At 63.5% G+C, this 16,089-nt stretch carries 13 protein-coding genes; 4 read left to right on the top strand and 9 right to left on the bottom strand.

Annotation, left to right across the window (positions count from 1 at the left end; translation table 11 throughout):
- Positions 1–103: 103 nt before the first annotated feature.
- The 5 genes from J6497_RS04930 to J6497_RS04910 form a co-directional block, all read right to left on the bottom strand.
- Complete coding sequence (locus J6497_RS04930; RefSeq protein ID WP_225703097.1) at positions 104–811, bottom strand: ABC transporter ATP-binding protein; 708 nt, start codon at positions 809–811, stop codon at positions 104–106.
- The gene (locus J6497_RS04925; RefSeq protein ID WP_225703096.1) at positions 798–1,541 is read right to left on the bottom strand and encodes an ABC transporter ATP-binding protein; all 744 of its coding nucleotides are present in this window, start codon (positions 1,539–1,541) and stop codon (positions 798–800) included. Before J6497_RS04925 ends, J6497_RS04930 begins: the two co-directional genes overlap by 14 nt.
- The gene (locus J6497_RS04920; RefSeq protein ID WP_225703095.1) at positions 1,538–2,467 is read right to left on the bottom strand and encodes a branched-chain amino acid ABC transporter permease; all 930 of its coding nucleotides are present in this window, start codon (positions 2,465–2,467) and stop codon (positions 1,538–1,540) included. The genes J6497_RS04925 and J6497_RS04920 overlap by 4 nt, the downstream gene beginning before the upstream one ends.
- Entirely contained in the window at positions 2,467–3,321 is an 855-nt protein-coding gene (locus J6497_RS04915) for a branched-chain amino acid ABC transporter permease (RefSeq protein ID WP_225703094.1), read from the bottom strand. Before J6497_RS04915 ends, J6497_RS04920 begins: the two co-directional genes overlap by 1 nt.
- Positions 3,322–3,415: 94 nt before the next feature.
- Positions 3,416–4,630, bottom strand: coding sequence for an ABC transporter substrate-binding protein (locus J6497_RS04910; protein WP_225703093.1), 1,215 nt, complete (start codon positions 4,628–4,630; stop codon positions 3,416–3,418).
- A 293-nt stretch (positions 4,631–4,923) separates the two neighbouring features.
- Here J6497_RS04910 and J6497_RS04905 point away from each other — a divergent pair, with 293 nt between their 5' ends.
- From J6497_RS04905 to J6497_RS04895, 3 genes are all read left to right on the top strand, one after another.
- Positions 4,924–5,610, top strand: a complete 687-nt coding sequence (locus J6497_RS04905; protein ID WP_225703092.1) for a L,D-transpeptidase — start codon at positions 4,924–4,926, stop codon at positions 5,608–5,610.
- Between the two features lie 181 nt (positions 5,611–5,791).
- Positions 5,792–7,360: a DUF4403 family protein gene (locus J6497_RS04900; protein WP_225703091.1), complete on the top strand. Its 1,569-nt coding sequence runs from the start codon at positions 5,792–5,794 to the stop codon at positions 7,358–7,360.
- Between the two features lie 253 nt (positions 7,361–7,613).
- Entirely contained in the window at positions 7,614–8,822 is a 1,209-nt protein-coding gene (locus J6497_RS04895) for an ABC transporter substrate-binding protein (protein WP_225703090.1), read from the top strand.
- Between the two features lie 59 nt (positions 8,823–8,881).
- On the opposite strand, the gene J6497_RS04890 is transcribed toward J6497_RS04895, so the two are convergent.
- The 4 genes from J6497_RS04890 to J6497_RS04875 form a co-directional block, all read right to left on the bottom strand.
- A complete protein-coding gene (locus J6497_RS04890) occupies positions 8,882–9,799 on the bottom strand; it encodes an MBL fold metallo-hydrolase (RefSeq protein ID WP_225703089.1) in 918 nt (305 codons plus the stop codon).
- A gap of 123 nt (positions 9,800–9,922) precedes the next feature.
- Positions 9,923–11,137 (bottom strand): acyl-CoA dehydrogenase, encoded by a 1,215-nt coding sequence (locus tag J6497_RS04885; RefSeq protein WP_225703088.1) that lies wholly within the window; start codon positions 11,135–11,137, stop codon positions 9,923–9,925.
- Between the two features lie 120 nt (positions 11,138–11,257).
- Positions 11,258–12,334, bottom strand: a complete 1,077-nt coding sequence (gene ribB / locus J6497_RS04880; RefSeq protein WP_225703087.1) for a 3,4-dihydroxy-2-butanone-4-phosphate synthase — start codon at positions 12,332–12,334, stop codon at positions 11,258–11,260.
- Positions 12,335–12,442: 108 nt separating this feature from the next.
- Positions 12,443–14,176 carry a cation:proton antiporter domain-containing protein gene (locus J6497_RS04875; RefSeq protein WP_225703086.1) on the bottom strand — a complete coding sequence of 578 codons (1,734 nt, stop codon included), beginning with the start codon at positions 14,174–14,176 and terminating at the stop codon, positions 12,443–12,445.
- 163 nt (positions 14,177–14,339) lie between these two features.
- Here J6497_RS04875 and J6497_RS04870 point away from each other — a divergent pair, with 163 nt between their 5' ends.
- The gene (locus J6497_RS04870; protein ID WP_225703085.1) at positions 14,340–15,581 is read left to right on the top strand and encodes an aminotransferase-like domain-containing protein; all 1,242 of its coding nucleotides are present in this window, start codon (positions 14,340–14,342) and stop codon (positions 15,579–15,581) included.
- Positions 15,582–16,089 lie beyond the last annotated feature (508 nt).

Genomic DNA, 16,089 nt, shown 5'->3' with positions numbered 1-16,089 from the left:
CCTGAACGTTGATGCGTCCCTGCGATTCCGGTTCGGTGCTCATTGCCGGCGTATTAGAACCAGCGGCCGATGGCCATCAAACGCGCCCTAGCTAGCTACGAACTCAAACGCCGAGATACACCTGACGGATATATTCGTCGCCGGCAAGCTCCTTCGCGCGGCCTTCGCGGACGGTGCGGCCATGCTCGAGCACATAGACGCGGTCGGCGATGCGCAGGGTTGCGGTGGCGTCCTGCTCGACGATGAGGATCGCAGTGCCGTCCTTCCTGATCTTCTCGATGGCATCGAAGATCAAGCCCTTCAGCCGCGGCGCGATGCCGACCGATGGCTCGTCGAGCAGCAGCAATTCCGGGCGCCCCATCATGGCGCGGCCGATCGCCACCATCTGCTGCTCGCCGCCCGACAGCGTGCTCGATTGCTGCTGCTGGCGTTCTTTCAACACCGGGAACAACGCGAAGACACGTTCGAGGTCTTCGGCGATCTCGGCCTTGTTGCTACGGAGATAGGCGCCGAGCTGCAGGTTCTTCAGGACAGACAATTCCGGGAACAGCCGCCGCCCTTCCGGGCAGTGGCAGATGCCGCGGGCGACGACGTCATAGGGCGGCAGCCGCTCCAGCGTCTCGCCCTTGAATTTCAGCGTGCCCGTCGAGCCGATGGCGCGCGAGATCGCCTTCAAGAGCGTGGTCTTGCCGGCGCCGTTCGGGCCGAGCACACCGACCAGCTCGCCCTGGCCGACGGTGACGCTGACCTGCTCGACCGCAAGCGCCTTGCCGTAACGCACGCTGAGATCTGCGACTTCAAGCAGAGGCATGGGCGGCCTCCGTTTTCCCGATATAGGCCTCGATCACGCGCGGGTTGCGCACGATCTCGGCCGGCGGCGCAATCGCGATGATCTCGCCGAAATCGATCGCGATGACGCGAGAGACCAGCGCCATGAATTCGCGCAGCTTGTGCTCGATCAAAAGGATCGTCAGCTTCTGCTCGCGGTGCAGCCGCTTGATCAATTGCGCCAGCGGCTCGATCTCGCGGCTGCCGAGCCCCGCAAAGGGTTCGTCGAGCAGCAAGAGGTTCGGCTTGGTCGCAAGCGCACGCGCGATCTCCAGCCGTCGGAGATCGCCATAGGGCAGCGTCTCGACCGGCTCCCGCGCCTTGGCGCCGAGCCCGACGTGGTCGAGCAGCTCCTGCGCACGCGCCTCCTTGTCATGCGCGTCGCGCGCCCGCGGCGACAGGCAGGCGACGACGACATTCTCCAGCACCGTCATGCCGAGGAACGGACGCGTGAGCTGGAAGGTGCGGGCGACACCGCGGTTGACGATCTTATGCGGCGCCAGGCCCCGCAACTCCTGCCCTTCGAACAGGACGCTGCCGGTGTCAGCGGCGATAAACCCGGTGAGCAGGTTGAACAGCGTGGTCTTGCCGGCGCCGTTCGGGCCGAGAATGCCGGTGAGTTCGCCCGGCTCGAGCGAGAAGCTGACATTCTTGGTGGCCGTGAGGCCGCCGAAGCGCTTGGAGAGGTCCTTAACGTCGAGGATGACGCTCATCGGAAGCGCTCCGTCAGTCGCCGCCACAGCGGTGCGATCAGCCCGTTGGGCAGGAGGAACAGGATCAGCATCAAGGTCAGCGTATAGACCCAGAGCCGGTATTCGCCGAACGTGCGCAGGAGCTCGGTCAAGAGCGTCAGCATGATCGCCCCAAGCGCCGGACCATAGATCGAGCCGATGCCGCCGACATAGACCATGATGATCACCGTGATCGACACCACGACCGAGAACAGCGGCGGGCTGACCTGCAGCTGGTAGTGCGCGTAGAGCGCGCCGCCGAGCCCTGCGAAGGCCGCGCTGATCGTCAGCGAGGCGATCTTGTAGAAGGTGACATTGATGCCGGCGGCCTGGCAGGTCGCCTCGTCGCCGCGGATTGCGCGCAGCAAGAGCCCCCAATGAGATTGCGCCAGCGCGGTGAGGATCGCGACTGCAGCGACCAGGATCGCCAGCACGAACCAGTAGTAATGCAGCGGCGACTGGATCAGTGGATCGAGGCCATAGAGCCCTTCCTCGCCGCCGCTATACTCCCAGAAGATCAGGCAGAGCCGCTGCATGATCGCGGAGGCCGACAGCATGGCGAGCGCGAAATATGGTCCGCGCAGCCGCAGCGTCGGAAAGCCGACAATCAGGCTGAAGGCGATCGCGACCACCACCGCCGTCGGCAGGCTGTACCAGGGATTGGCGTACCAGACCGTAGCAAGGAAGCCGGCCGTATAGGCGCCGGCGCCGATGAACAGCGAATGGCCGAAATTCTCCCGCCCCGTGAGCCCGGACATGAAGTCCCAGCTCGCCGCCCAGATCGCGTAGATCACGCAGACGGTGAGGACGCCGGTGAAGTAGTTGCTGTTGAGCAGCACCGGCGTGAGCGCCAGCAACGCCACGACGACGACGGCGCCGGAAAGATCGACGATAGAAAGCTGCTTCATCAGAACGCCGCCCGCCGGCCGAGCAACCCGGACGGCTTGATCATCAATGTTATGACGACGGCGACCAGCGACACCAGTTCAGTCCACGAGGACGAAATCAGGTATGCGACGATGGTCTCGGAATAGCCGAGCAGGAGCGCGGCCAGGATGCTGCCCGGGATCGATCCGAGCCCACCGACGATGACGATGGCAAAGGCCTTCACCATCGGCAATAGTCCCATGGTCGGCTGGACCGTGAGGAACGGCGAGACCAGGACGCCCGCGAGCGCCGCAGTGCCGGCCGAGATCGCCATCACCACCGAGAAGATGCGGTTGGTGGGAATGCCCATATATTGCGCGGCCTCCGGATCCTGCGACACCGCGAGAATTGCGGCACCAAGCCGCGTGCGCTGGATGAACAGCCACAGCAGGAGGAGCACCAGCACGCCCGCGATCAACGTGAGCAGGCGCTGCCCGCCGATGTCGACTCCGCCGATGGAAATCTTGTCCGCCACGAAGGACGGCACGTTGCGGTATTCGGAACCGAAGGTGATGAACAGCCCCTGCTCGACCGCAAGCGACACCGAGAGCGTGATCATCAGGACCGCGAGCTGCGAATAGCGCAGCGGGCGGACCAGGAATCGCTCCATCAACACGCCGAACAACGCGACCAGCAGCACCGCCAGCGGCGCTGCGATGAACAACGGCCAATGCAACAGGCTGGTGAAGGCATAGGCCGCATAGGCGCCGAGCGCGTAGAACGCGCCATGGGCGAGGTTGAGAATCCGGGCCACACCGAAGATCAGCGTGAAGCCGACCGCGAGCATGGCGTAGATCGCGCTCGACACCGCGCCATAGATCAGAATTTCAAGCATGCTATCCCTGTAGAACGTCGCGAAGCCCGCGTCCCCGCGCAAGGTCGACCGGCCACACCAAAGCGGGCCGGTCGCCCAGCGAAAACAGACGCGATCAGTTGCTCATCCAGGGCGGAGCGATCATCTTGCCGGTGGCCGATTCCTTCGGCCAGACGACGACGCGCTCGCCGTTCGGCTGCCATTGCACGAACATGAGATTCTGCAGACCGGGCCCGGTCTTGACGTCATGCAACTCGTCGAACACCAGCTTGCCTGCGATACCGACATGGTCAGTCTTTTCGAGCTCCTTGATGACGGCATCGGCTTCGGTCGACTTGGCGCGGGCGACCGCGTCGGCATAGACGTAGACTGCATCATAGGCGCCGATGCCGGTATAAACAGGCGCGGTGCCGTAGCGTTTCACGAACTCATCCCAGAACGGAATTGTTTTCGGCGTCAGTGGCGCGCGGATCGCGAACATGCCCACCGTCTCGCTGTTGGCCTTACCGCCGACGCGGGTGAAGAAGTCGGCATCCTGGCTCTTGACGTCGATGCCGCCGATCGGGATCGGCACCTGCGCGTCATGCCACTGCTTGACGAACACGTCCGAGGAGGCGTGCGACAGGATCACGATCAGGTACTGTGCGCCACTGTCCTTGACCTTGGCGAACAGCGGCGAGAAGTCCGCGGTCGAGGTGTCGAAGAATTCGGCGAGCTTCACCTCGGTGCCACCGTCGATCGCGCCCTTCTTGAGGATCGGCACCAGGTCCTGCACCCATTTCGCGTTCTCGCCGACGATCGCGATCTTGGTGTATTTCATGTCGCCCTTGAGCTTGCCGTTGATGAAGTCGACAAGCGCGCGGGCCTGGTGCGCCGCGTTGACCGGGAAGGCGCGGAAAATATACTTGTAATTGTCGTAGTCGGCTTTCACCTTCGCGGTGATCGCGGGCGACGCGGCGCCGACGCCGATATAGATGGTCTTGGCCCGCGAGATGTGCGGCAATTGCGCCAGGGTCACGCCGGAGGTGTAGCCGCCGATCAGGACGTCGACCTTGTCGTCGGCGGTGAGCTTCTTGATCGCGGCAATCCCCTGCTCGGGGTTCTCGGTCTCGTCGGCGACTACAATCTCGAGCTTGCGGCCGAGCACGCCACCCTTGGCGTTGATTTCATCGGCGGCCAGTTTCGCCGCATTCTGGGTATCGCGCCCAACCTGGAGCTGGATGGAGGTCGGCACACCTATACGGATGGGTTGCTGGGCTAGAGCGGTTTGGGCGGAAATACCGAGACCGAGAATGCTCGCGGCTGCGAGCCATTTCAAGAATGGCTTCATTTTTAAACTCCCTGCCGCAGCAGGCCTTTTCTGCCTGATGCGTTTGTTTTTCTTCTAATTGCACCAACACTTTGCCTGCGACGCAAACGGCGAGTCAAGGACGTAGGTTGGGCAGCCGGCCACGCAGCGACGAAATGCAGCGACGAAATCTTAACGAAACAATTCCTTACCCCCACGAAACCATTTTGGCGATTTCGTGCAAACGTCCCGAAACGCTTCACCTGTATTGGATGCGTCAATGAAGCGCCACACCACAAACGGCGCAACAGGGCGTAGTCAGACAGGGGTCGACAATGTTTAATTCCATTAAGCGAAACGCGCGTCTTGCCGCCACCGCTTTGGGCGCGCTGGCGATTGGCACCATTGGCTTTTCCGCATCGAGCTCGGCCGCGCCGCTGCCGTTCTTCCCCTTCCTCATGACGCCGCCGACCGAAGCCGCTCCGCCGCCCCCCGTCGAGGCTGCGCCGCCCCAGGGAGAGGGCCGGTTCGAACTGCCCGCGCGCCTGCGCCGCCAGGTCGTCAATTACGCGACGCGCGAGGCGCCCGGCACTGTTATCATCGATACCCCGCACACCTATCTCTATTACGTGCTCGGCAACGGCAAGGCGATCCGCTATGGCATCGGCGTCGGCCGCGACGGCTTCACCTGGTCCGGCGTCCAGACTGTCACCAAGAAGGCGGAATGGCCGGATTGGACCCCGCCGCGGGAAATGATCGCTCGCCAGCCCTATCTGCCGCGCCACATGGCCGGCGGTCCCGGCAACCCGCTCGGCGCCCGCGCCATGTATCTCGGCGGCACCGTCTATCGCATCCACGGCACCAATGCGCCGGAGACGATCGGCACCCACGTCTCCTCCGGCTGCCTGCGGCTCACCAACGAGGATGTGATCGACCTCTATTCCCGGGTTAACGTCGGAGCCAAGGTGATCGTGCTGCCGGTGACCGACCGTCGCGCCGATCTCGGCACGACCATCCGCTGATCCTTGCGAGACGAATTGATGAACGGCTCCGGCCTTGGCCGGGGCCGTTTTCTTTGTCCCGTAGCCAAATCAGGCCGAGCAGCAAGGAAACGCCGCAAGGCGGACACCGCTTCGCCTCACTGGCGCATCCTTCAGCTTCCCTATAATAAGCGAATCGGGGGCTTCTCGATCCGGGGGGAAGATGCGTCTGCCGATGCATCCGAAGACGATGCTGATCGGCGCTGCGGTGGTTGCGGCGTCGTTCCTGATCAGCTTGAAGGCCATGGACTGGCTGGCGCCGCGCGCCACTATGCCGGCACCGCCGCTTGCCGAATTGCCGCCGCTGCCGCCGGCGCCGCGTAGTTCCGTGGTGATGGCGCCGGTCGCTGTTGCGCTGTCGGCGATCCGCGACGCGACCGACCGCGGCGCGCCGAAGAATTTCAGCGGCAAGGCCGACAATCCCGTGTCGCAGATTCTGCAGAATGCCGATATCGGCTGGCAAGCATCGCGCGGACCGATTGCGGCGACCGGCGCGGATGACGTGCTGTCGCTCTCGACACCGCTGACAGGCAACTTGAATGTCAAGGGCTCGCTGTCGGCGAAGGCGACGGGCGCGATCGGCGATGCGCTGGGCAGCCTGCTCGGCGCTAATGCCGCCAAGCAGATCGGCGACATCAACATCAAGCAGATCAATGCAAACGCCGAGATCAGGGGCAATGTGGTCATCACCTCGCGGCCCCGGCTGGCCGCGACCTGGCGCATCGAGCCTAACCTGCAGGGGCAGGTCAATCTCGGCGACACCGGCCTGTCGGTCGCAGGCGCACGCGTCAACGTGCCGGCGCAGGTCAAGCCGCTGATCGACAAGACGGTGGCCGACCAGCTCACCGCCGTATCGACGCGGATGCGCAACGATCCAACGTTTGAGCAGAACGCGCGTGCGCAATGGGCGAAAGCCTGCCGCTCGATTCCACTGCAAGACGCGGGTGCCATCGCCAACATGCCGCCATTGTGGCTGGAGCTTCGCCCGATACGTGCGCTGGCGGCACAGCCGCGTGTCGACGCTTCCGCGGTGACGCTGACACTCGGCATCGAAGCCGAGACCCGGATCACGGAGGCGCCGACCAAGCCGGACTGCCCGTTCCCGGCGACGATCACGATCGGACCGCAGACGCCGGGCCATGTCAGCATCGGCATGCCCGTCGATATGTCATTTGTGTCACTGACGAAGCTTTTGGAGGCGCAGCTCGCCGGCAAGACTTTCCCCGAGGATGGCTCCGGTCCGGTCGACGTCACCGTGAAGCACGCGAGCGTGGCGGCATCCGGCGATCGCCTTCTGATCTCGCTGCTGGTGAATGCAAAGGAGAAGAAGAGCTTCTTCGGGTTCGGCGCCGAGGCCACCGTACACGTCTGGGGACGGCCGGTGCTGGACCAGGCGCAACAGATCGTGCGGCTGACCGATATCGAGCTGGCGGTCGAATCCGAAGCAGCCTTTGGCTTATTGGGTGCTGCCGCGCGCGCAGCGGTGCCGCAGCTACAGCGCGCGCTTGCGGAGAAGATGACGATCGACCTGAAGCCATTCGCGAGCAACGCCCGCGAGAAGCTCGCCGCCGCGATCGCCGATTACCAGAAGAACGACGATGGCGTGAAGGTCTCGACCGAGATCACGAGCCTGCGGCTCGCCGGCATCGCGTTCGACTCCAAGACGTTGCGAGTGATCGTGGAAACCGAGGGCGCAATCGACGTCTCCATCAGCAAGCTCTCGGCGCTTTAGTTCACCTCCCCTTGAAAAGGGGAGGTCGGTTTGCGCCTCGGCGCAAACCGGGTGGGGATCACCTCTCTCCACATGTACACCTGCGCTTGTGGCTCGACCCCCCATCCCGACCTTCCCCCTTTCAAGGGGAAGGAGAAGCGCAGACCTCCCCTGCGGTCTTGTTCGCAGTCTTGTGCTTTGCCGCTCCTATGGCACCGGATAGAACTGGCGGCGTTAACGAAAGCCCTTAACAAGAAGCCAGGGAGAAGAAACGATGAAATCGCTCGCGGCCGCCCTTGCGGCGGGTCTCGCGCTTGTCGCCGGTGGCGCAGCCAATGCCCAGATATCCGATGACGTGGTCAAGATCGGCGTGCTCACCGACATGTCCAGCCTCTACGCCGATGCCACCGGCAAGGGCTCGGTCGCCGCGGTGCAGATGGCGGTCGCCGATTACGGCGGCAAGGTGAAGGGCAAGCCGGTCGAGCTAGTCTTCGCCGATCACCAGAACAAGCCGGACGTCGGCGTCGCCATCGCCAGGAACTGGTATGACAACGACAAGGTCGATGCGATCTTCGACGTGCCGACCTCCTCGGTCGCGCTGCCGATCTCGGCGCTGACGCGCGAGAAGAACAAGATCAACATCAATTCCGGCGGCGGCTCGTCCGACCTCACCGGCGTCGCCTGCTCGCCCAACACAGTGCACTGGACCTATGACACCTATGCGCTGGCGAACGTCGCCGGCAAGGCGATGGTCAAGCGCGGCGAGAATACCTGGTTCTTCGTCACCGCCGACTATGCGTTCGGCATGGCGCTGGAACGCGACGCCGCCAATGTCGTCAAGGAAAGCGGCGGCAAGGTGCTCGGCGAAGTCCGCCACCCGCTCAACACCTCCGACTTCTCCTCCTTCCTGCTGCAGGCGCAAGCCTCGAAGGCCAAGGTTGTGGCGCTTGCGAACGCCGGCGGCGACACCACCAACGCGCTGAAGCAGGCCGCCGAGTTCGGTCTCACCCAGAGCGGCCAGAAGATGATCGCACTGCTGCAGGAGATCACCGACACGCATTCGCTGGGCATCCAGGCAACCCAGGGCCTGATCGTCACCGACGCGTTCTACTGGGACATGAACGACGAGACGAGAGCCTTCTCGAAGCGCTTCAACGAGAAGGTCGGGCACATGCCGACCATGATCCAGGCCGGGCTCTATTCGGCGACGATGCATTATTTGAAGGCGATCGAGGCCATCGGCACCGACGAGGCGCCGAAGGTGATGGCGCAGATGCGGGCGACGCCGGTCAATGATTTCTTCGCCAAGAACGGCAAGATCCGCATCGACGGACGCATGGTCCACGACATGTACCTGTTCGAGGTGAAGAAGCCCTCGGAGTCCAAGGGCGAATGGGACCTCTACACGCTGCTCGCCACCGTGTCCGGCGACGAGGCGTTCCGTCCGCTCGACAAGGGCGGCTGCCCGCTGGTGGGCCACTGAGGCCTTATCCGACGAAGCAAGCGAGTGATGGCTACGCACCCTCATCCGTCACTCGCATTTCATGCCAAGCGATAGGTCCCCCCGATCACCGGATCACCATCGGTCTTGACGATCCCTCGCGCGACCAGATCCTCCAGATGCGCCAGCACCGAATAGCCCGCAGCACCGGTTAGCCGCGGATCAAGGCCGATATAGATCGCGCGCACCATGGTCGGAATGTCGGCCTCGCCCTTGGCGAGGCGATGCAGGATCGAAGCTTCGCGTGCCTTTCGGTGTCGCGCCAGGTAACGCACGTAGCGCGGGCCTTCCGGAATTTCCGGACCATGGCCGGAGAAATAGAGTTCCTCGGGCCGTTGCTCCAACCGTTCCAGCGACGCCATGTAGTCGATCATCGATCCGTCCGGCGGGGCCACGATCGACGTCGACCAGCCCATCACGTGATCGCCGACGAAATTGATGCCGCGCGCCGGCCAGGCGAATGCGAGGTGATTGGCGGTGTGCCCCGGCGTCGCCACTGCCTCGAGCGCCCAGTCGGAACCCTCGATCACGTCGCCGTTCTTGACCTCGACATCGGGCTTGAAGTCGCGGTCGGCACCGGACTCCGGATTATGCTTCTCGCTCTCGAACCGCGGCCGCGAGGCGCGGTGCGGGCCCTCGGCATAGACGGGCGCGCCGGTCGCTTGCTTGATCCGCGCGGTGTTCGGCGAATGGTCGCGATGGGTGTGGGTGACCAGGATGTGCGTCACGGTCTCACCTCGCACGGCATCCAACAGCGCCCTGGCGTGCGCTTCGTCATCCGGGCCGGGATCGATGATCGCGACATTGCCCTTGCCCACGATGTAACTGACCGTGCCGGTGAAGGTGAACGGGCTCGGATTGTTGCAGAGGACGCGCCGCACGCCGGCGCGGACTTCGTCGACCACGCCGGGCCTCAGCGGAAAATCGCGGTTGAACGGGATGTCGTCGTTGTCGGCCATGGGGGTGCCTGGAATGCGGTCTTGTAGGATGGGTAGAGCGCAGCGAAACCCATCACGCGGCGCACGGGGCGTTAAGATGGGTTTCGCTTCGCTCTACCCATCCTACGCTGTCGACGCGACGGTTTACGAAAACGCCTGGATGCCAGTGATGGCGCGGCCCAGGATGAGCGCGTGCACGTCGTGGGTGCCCTCGTAGGTGTTGACGGTTTCCAGATTCGCGGCGTGGCGCATCACGTGATACTCGATCTGGATGCCATTGCCGCCGTGCATGTCGCGCGCCATGCGGGCGATGTCGAGCGCCTTGCCGCAATTATTGCGCTTGACGATGGAGATCATCTCCGGGGCCATCTTGCCCTCGTCCATCAGGCGGCCGACGCGAAGCGAGGCCTGCAGGCCGAGCGCGATCTCGGTCTCCATGTCGGCAAGCTTCTTCTGTACCAATTGCGTCGCGGCAAGCGGGCGGCCGAACTGCTTGCGATCGAGGGTATATTGCCGCGCACGGTGCATGCAGTCCTCCGCGGCGCCCATCGCTCCCCAGGAGATGCCGTAGCGGGCGCGGTTGAGACAGCCGAACGGGCCTTTGAGGCCGGAGACGTTGGGCAGCAGTGCGCTCTCCGGAACCACGACGCCATCCAGCACGATCTCGCCCGTGACCGAGGCGCGCAAGGACAGCTTGCCGCCGACCTTCGGCGCGGAGAGGCCCTTCATGCCCTTCTCCAGGACGAAGCCGCGGATCTGGTTGTCGTGCGCGGCCGACTTCGCCCACACCACGAAGACGTCGGCGATCGGCGCGTTCGAAATCCACATCTTGCTGCCGGTCAGCCGGTAACCGTCGGAAACCTCCTCTGCGCGGGTCTTCATGCCGCCGGGATCGGAACCCGCATCCGGCTCGGTCAGGCCGAAACAGCCGACCCATTCTCCGGTGGCGAGCTTGGGCAGATATTTCTTGCGCTGGCTCTCATCGCCATAGGCATAGATCGGATACATCACCAGCGAGGACTGCACCGAGTTCATCGAGCGATAGCCGGAATCGACCCGCTCGATCTCGCGCGCCACAAGACCATAGGCGACATAGCTCGCATTGGCGCAGCCATATTCCTCCGGCAGCGTGACGCCGATCAGGCCGAGTTCGCCCATCTCGCTGAAGATGTCGCGATCGGTCTTCTCCTCCAGATAGGCGTTGATGACGCGCGGCAGCAGCTTGTCCTGCGCATAGGCGCGCGCAGTGTCGCGGATCATGCGTTCGTCTTCGGTGAGCTGGTCATCGAGCAGGAACGGATCATCCCACTGGAAAGAAGCCGCTGTCGGCTTGTCCTTGGCCTGGGGGCGCACGCTCATGAAAATCCCTTTCGCATCGTCGTTCCGGAATTGACCGATAAAGTAAAGCGCCGTGAGTGGAAGCGCAATTGCATTGGGTTCCCTCCAGTTCACGCTACGCGCGCCCCGGAATGACTTTCGTCAGCTTTCGAGTTTCTCGTTGGAGACAATCTCGATACCAAAACCCGACAATCCCTTGTAGTCGTGCACGGACGAGGTGAGATTGCGGATCGAGGTGACGCCGAGATCGCGCAGGATCTGCGCGCCGACGCCGACTTCGCGCCATTGCCGGTGGCGATCCGCCTCCGCGGTCTTCGGCGCACCAACGGGCTCCACGGGAACACCGGCGGCGCCGTCGCGCAGGTAAACCAGCACGCCGTGGCCGGCCTTCTTGAACTGCTGCAAGACCGCTTCCATGCGGCTTTGGCCGGTGAAGAGATCCTTGACGATGTTAGGCTTGTGCAATCGCGTCAGCACGTTCTTGCCATCGCCGATGCCGTTATAGACGAAGGCGGCGTGCATGATCTCGTCGAACGGCGAGCGGTAGGCATAGCCCTGCAGCGGCCCGATCGGGCTGTCGGCCGTGAACGTCGCGACCCGCTCGATCAGCTTCTCGCGGGCCTGGCGATAGGCGATCAGGTCGGCGATCGTGACGTGCTTGAGGTTGTTGGCGGCGGCAAAGCGGGCGACCTGCTCGCCCTTCATCACCGTGCCGTCGTCGTTCATCAATTCGCTGATCACGCCGACCGGCGGCAGGCCGCTTAGCTTGCAGAGGTCGACCGCGGCTTCGGTATGACCGGAGCGCAGGAGCACGCCGCCGTCGCGGGCGATCAGCGGAAAGATGTGCCCGGGCCGCGCAAAATCATTGGCGCCGGCATTCGGATTGGCCAGCGCGCGGCAGCAGGAAGCGCGCTCTTCCGCTGAAATGCCGGTGCCGCCATCGGGCTTGTAGTCGATCGAGACGGTGAAGGCGGTGGTGTGGCTGGAGTCGTTGTGCGCGACCATCGGGTCGAGCCGCAGCCGCTTCGCATCGTCGGTCGTGATCGGCGCACAGACGATACCGGAGGTGTGGCGGATGATGAAGGCCATCTTCTCGGGGGTACAGAGCGAGGCTGCGACAATCAGATCGCCCTCGCCTTCCCGGTCGTCGTCATCGGTGACGACGACGAGTTCACCCCTGGCAAAGGCTTGCAACACTTCCTGGATCGTATCGGCCATGTCTCAAAATCTCGCTTCTTGCTGGCAGTGCATTAGCCGGAACCGGCAGCCCGCGCCAGCATCAATCCTCAGGCCAGCAGGTATGCCAGGAGGCGTTCCGCTCTGCATCTAGGGCAACACCTCGCGCCGCTCGGCGAGTTGCGCATCCATCTCGGCGCGCTTCTCTGCAAGGAGACCGGCCTCCGCCGCTTCGATCACCGAGAACAGCTCCCTCGCGTCACTGATCCGCGTCACCGTCACGTAGTCCGCCCCAGCGGCGTACAGATCGTTCACGTCGGCCAGAAAATCGGCAGTCGCGACGATCTTGGCAGTCGGATTGAGGCTCCGGACATGGCGCACCAGCTTCTCGTTGTTGGCGCCGACCAGGAGCGAATCCGGCACGCTCAGGATGATGATCTCGGCCTTGCCGATGCCGGCATGCACCAGCGTATCGACATTGCTGATATCACCATAGATCACCTGCAGGCCGCGGTCTTTCAAGGTCCTGAACACCAGCGGGTTGAAGTCAATGACGCTGATCTGCTCCATGAGCGCCTCGTTCTGCCGCTCGATTTGGCTGAGCAGGGCGCTGGCGGCGCGGAAAAAGCCGAGGATGACGATCCGGCGGCTCTCGCCATGGCCACCCTCCTGGTCGCTCCCTTCCGCAAGCTGCGCCTGGTCGAGGTCATGGAGCCCGATCCGCTTCAACGGCCCGATCAGGGAACGGGTGACCTCACCGCTCTTGGTCATCACGAAGGTGCTGAGCACCGCCAGCACGACGAAAGCGAAGGAGACCGCGCTCGACGTCGCCGTGGAGATGTGCCCGGCGGCAACGCCGGTCTGGATCACCACCAGCGAGAATTCCGAGATCTGCGCCAGGTTGATCGCCGGCAGCAGGCTGGCGCGCAGCCCCTGCTTCATCAGATAGAGCGGCGTGAATGTCGTGACCAGGCGGCTCACCACGGTGAACGCCGCGATCAGCAGCGCGAGCCCGATCACGGAGAGGCCGGGAACCGGAATGGTCATCCCGAGCGCCACGAAGAACAGCGTGATGAAGAAATCGCGGAGGGTGGTGACCTTGGCGGTGACGTCGAGCGCATACGGGAAGGTCGACAGCGACACCCCGGCGACCAGCGAGCCCATCTCGCGCGACAGGTGCAGGCGTTCTGCAACCTCGCCGATCAGGAAGCACCAGGCGAGCGCGCCCAATAGGATCAGTTCCGGGCGCCGGGCGATCTGCTGGAACAGCCGCGGCAGCACGTAGCGGCTCAGCACCAGCGCCGTTGCCACCAGCACGCCGACGCGCAGGATCGAAAGCAGGATGACGCCGACCTGGAGGTTGTCGAGGCTCGGCTGCACCGCAAGGAACAGGATCGCAAAGATATCCTGCAGCACCAGCACGCCCAGCGTGATGCGGCCGGGCAGCGTGTCGAGTTCGTGCTTCTCATAGAGCACCTTGACGATGATCACGGTCGAGGACAGCGCACAGGCGACGCAAAGATAAAGCGCGTCGAACTTGCCGCCGCCGCCCATCGACAGCCCGATTCCGACAAAAAACAGGATGCCGAGCAGGCAGCCGCCCAACAGCTGGCCGCCGGCCGCGAACAGGATCACCTTGCCGGCGCGAACGATCTTCTTCAGGTCGATCTCGAGCCCGATCATGAACAGCATGAAGATCAGGCCGAGTTCGGAGATGACGCTGATCGATTCCTGGGACTTGACCCAGGCCGTGCCGAATGGACCAATCAAAAACCCGGCGATAAGGTAGGCCAGAATCAGGGGCTGCCGGGAGAAATGAGCTAACAGGCCAAGCACCCAGGCGAACAGGATGCTTAGAGTAATATCTCCAATAAGTTCATGCATGTCTTGGGGCTTCTCCTCGTCGCAACCTAGAGACCCAAGCACGGGGGTCAAACGAGCAATCTGTCACATCTGCGCCCTTAGCCTATTTTTCGCGATTTTGGCAGACATAAAGAGCCGGAAGGTTTTGGCCTTCTCAACGACAACAACACGGGAGTGAATGTCCATGTCCGCTTCAACCCAATTCGATTTCACGGCGCTGTTGCCCGCCGGCCTGCCGGCACCGGCCGCAAAGTGGACCGGGCTTGCCAAATACAGTTTTGTCGGCGGCAACAATGATCCGGACGGGGTTCCGGTCGATGGGCTGATCGAGGCGGTCAATGCGGTGTTGAAGCGCGAGGGCAAGGCGCTCGCGACCTACAACCTCGCCCATGGCCCTCAAGGGTATCGGCCCTTGCGCGAATTCCTTGGCCAGAAGCTCAAGCGCGATGCCGGCATCAAGTGCACGGCCGATGACATATTGATCGTCTCCGGCTCGCTGCAGGCGCTCGACCTCGTCAACCACACGCTGCTTGCGAAGGGCGACACCGTGCTTATCGAGCAGGAGACCTATCAGGGCTCGTTGAACCGGCTCACGCGGCTCGGCGTCAATACGGTCGGCATCCCCCTCGACCAGGACGGCATCCGGATCGATGCGCTGGCGGCCGCGCTCGCCGACCACAAGCGGCGCGGCATCACGCCGAAATATATCTACACCATCCCGACCGTGCAGAACCCGACCGGCACGATCCTGCCCGAGAGCCGCCGCGCCGAGATGCTGAAGCTGTCGCGCGACTATGGCGTGCCGATCTTCGAGGATGATTGCTACGCCGACCTCACCTGGAGCGGCAAGCGCCCGCCCGCGATCTACGCGATGAGCCAGCATGGCGGCGTGATCCATATCGGTTCGTTCTCGAAATCGATCGCGCCGGCCTTGCGCGTCGGCTTCATCGTCGCGCCCTGGAAGGTGATGTCGCGGATGCTGGCGCTGAAGACCGATGCAGGCTCCGGCGCGCTGGAGCAGATGGTGCTCGCCGAATATTGCGCGTCGCATTTTGCGACCCACGTGCCGGAGCTGACCCGCGGCCTGCGCAAGAAGCTCGATACGCTGATGGAGGCGCTGAACGAGCAGTTCGGCACCGTGGCGGAATTCGAGGAGCCGAAGGGCGGCATCTTCCTGTGGGTCAAGCTTCCGGATCATGTCGATACGCTCAAGCTCTACCAGGCGGCGCTCGCCGCCGGGGTCTCCATCAATCCGGGGCCGGAATGGTCGACCAACAAGGCCTGGTCCGGCAGCCGGCTGCGGCTGTGCTTCGCCAGCCCCTCGCATCAAGAGATCCGCGAAGGCGTGGCGGTGCTCGCCGAAGTCTGCCGGCGCGAATTCGGTGTGCCGACGAGGAGCAGCAATATCGAGCGCGCGCAGCGCTGAACGCATTCATCATCGCATGCTGAACAGAGGTGTAGGGCCGCGCTGCGTAGGATGGGTAGAGCGCAGCGAAACCCATCGCGATGGAGCGAGCCGCGCAAATGATGGGTTTCGCTTTCGCTCTACCCATCCTACGACTGTCGTCCCTGCGAAAGCGGAAAACTCATAACCACCGATGTGTGTTGTGGCGTGAGGAAGCGGTTGCGCAGGGTGGGCAAAGGCGCGCTTGCGCCGTGCCCACCATCCAGCGCCGCGCTCGCGATGGTGGGCACGCTCCGCTTTGCCCACCCCTACGGCTACGATGTCGTCCCCGCGAAAGCCGGGACCCATAACCACAGGGAGCTGTTGTGGCGGGAGCAAGCGGTTGCAGCGGAGCACATCACAAAGTCCTGTGGTTATGGGTACCGGCTCAAGGCCGAGACGACGCGGGGAGAGAGCGGATTAAAATTTCAAACAGCGGAGGGGATGTGAGTCCGCATTCTCGCAGCGCTTTGCGCCCGAGCTTTGCATC

The organism is Bradyrhizobium cenepequi, from assembly GCF_020329485.1.
GTDB classification, from domain to species: Bacteria; Pseudomonadota; Alphaproteobacteria; order Rhizobiales; family Xanthobacteraceae; genus Bradyrhizobium; species Bradyrhizobium cenepequi.
The sequence above is the reverse complement of the archived record's forward strand: the minus strand, read 5'-3'. Positions and strand labels throughout refer to the sequence as shown.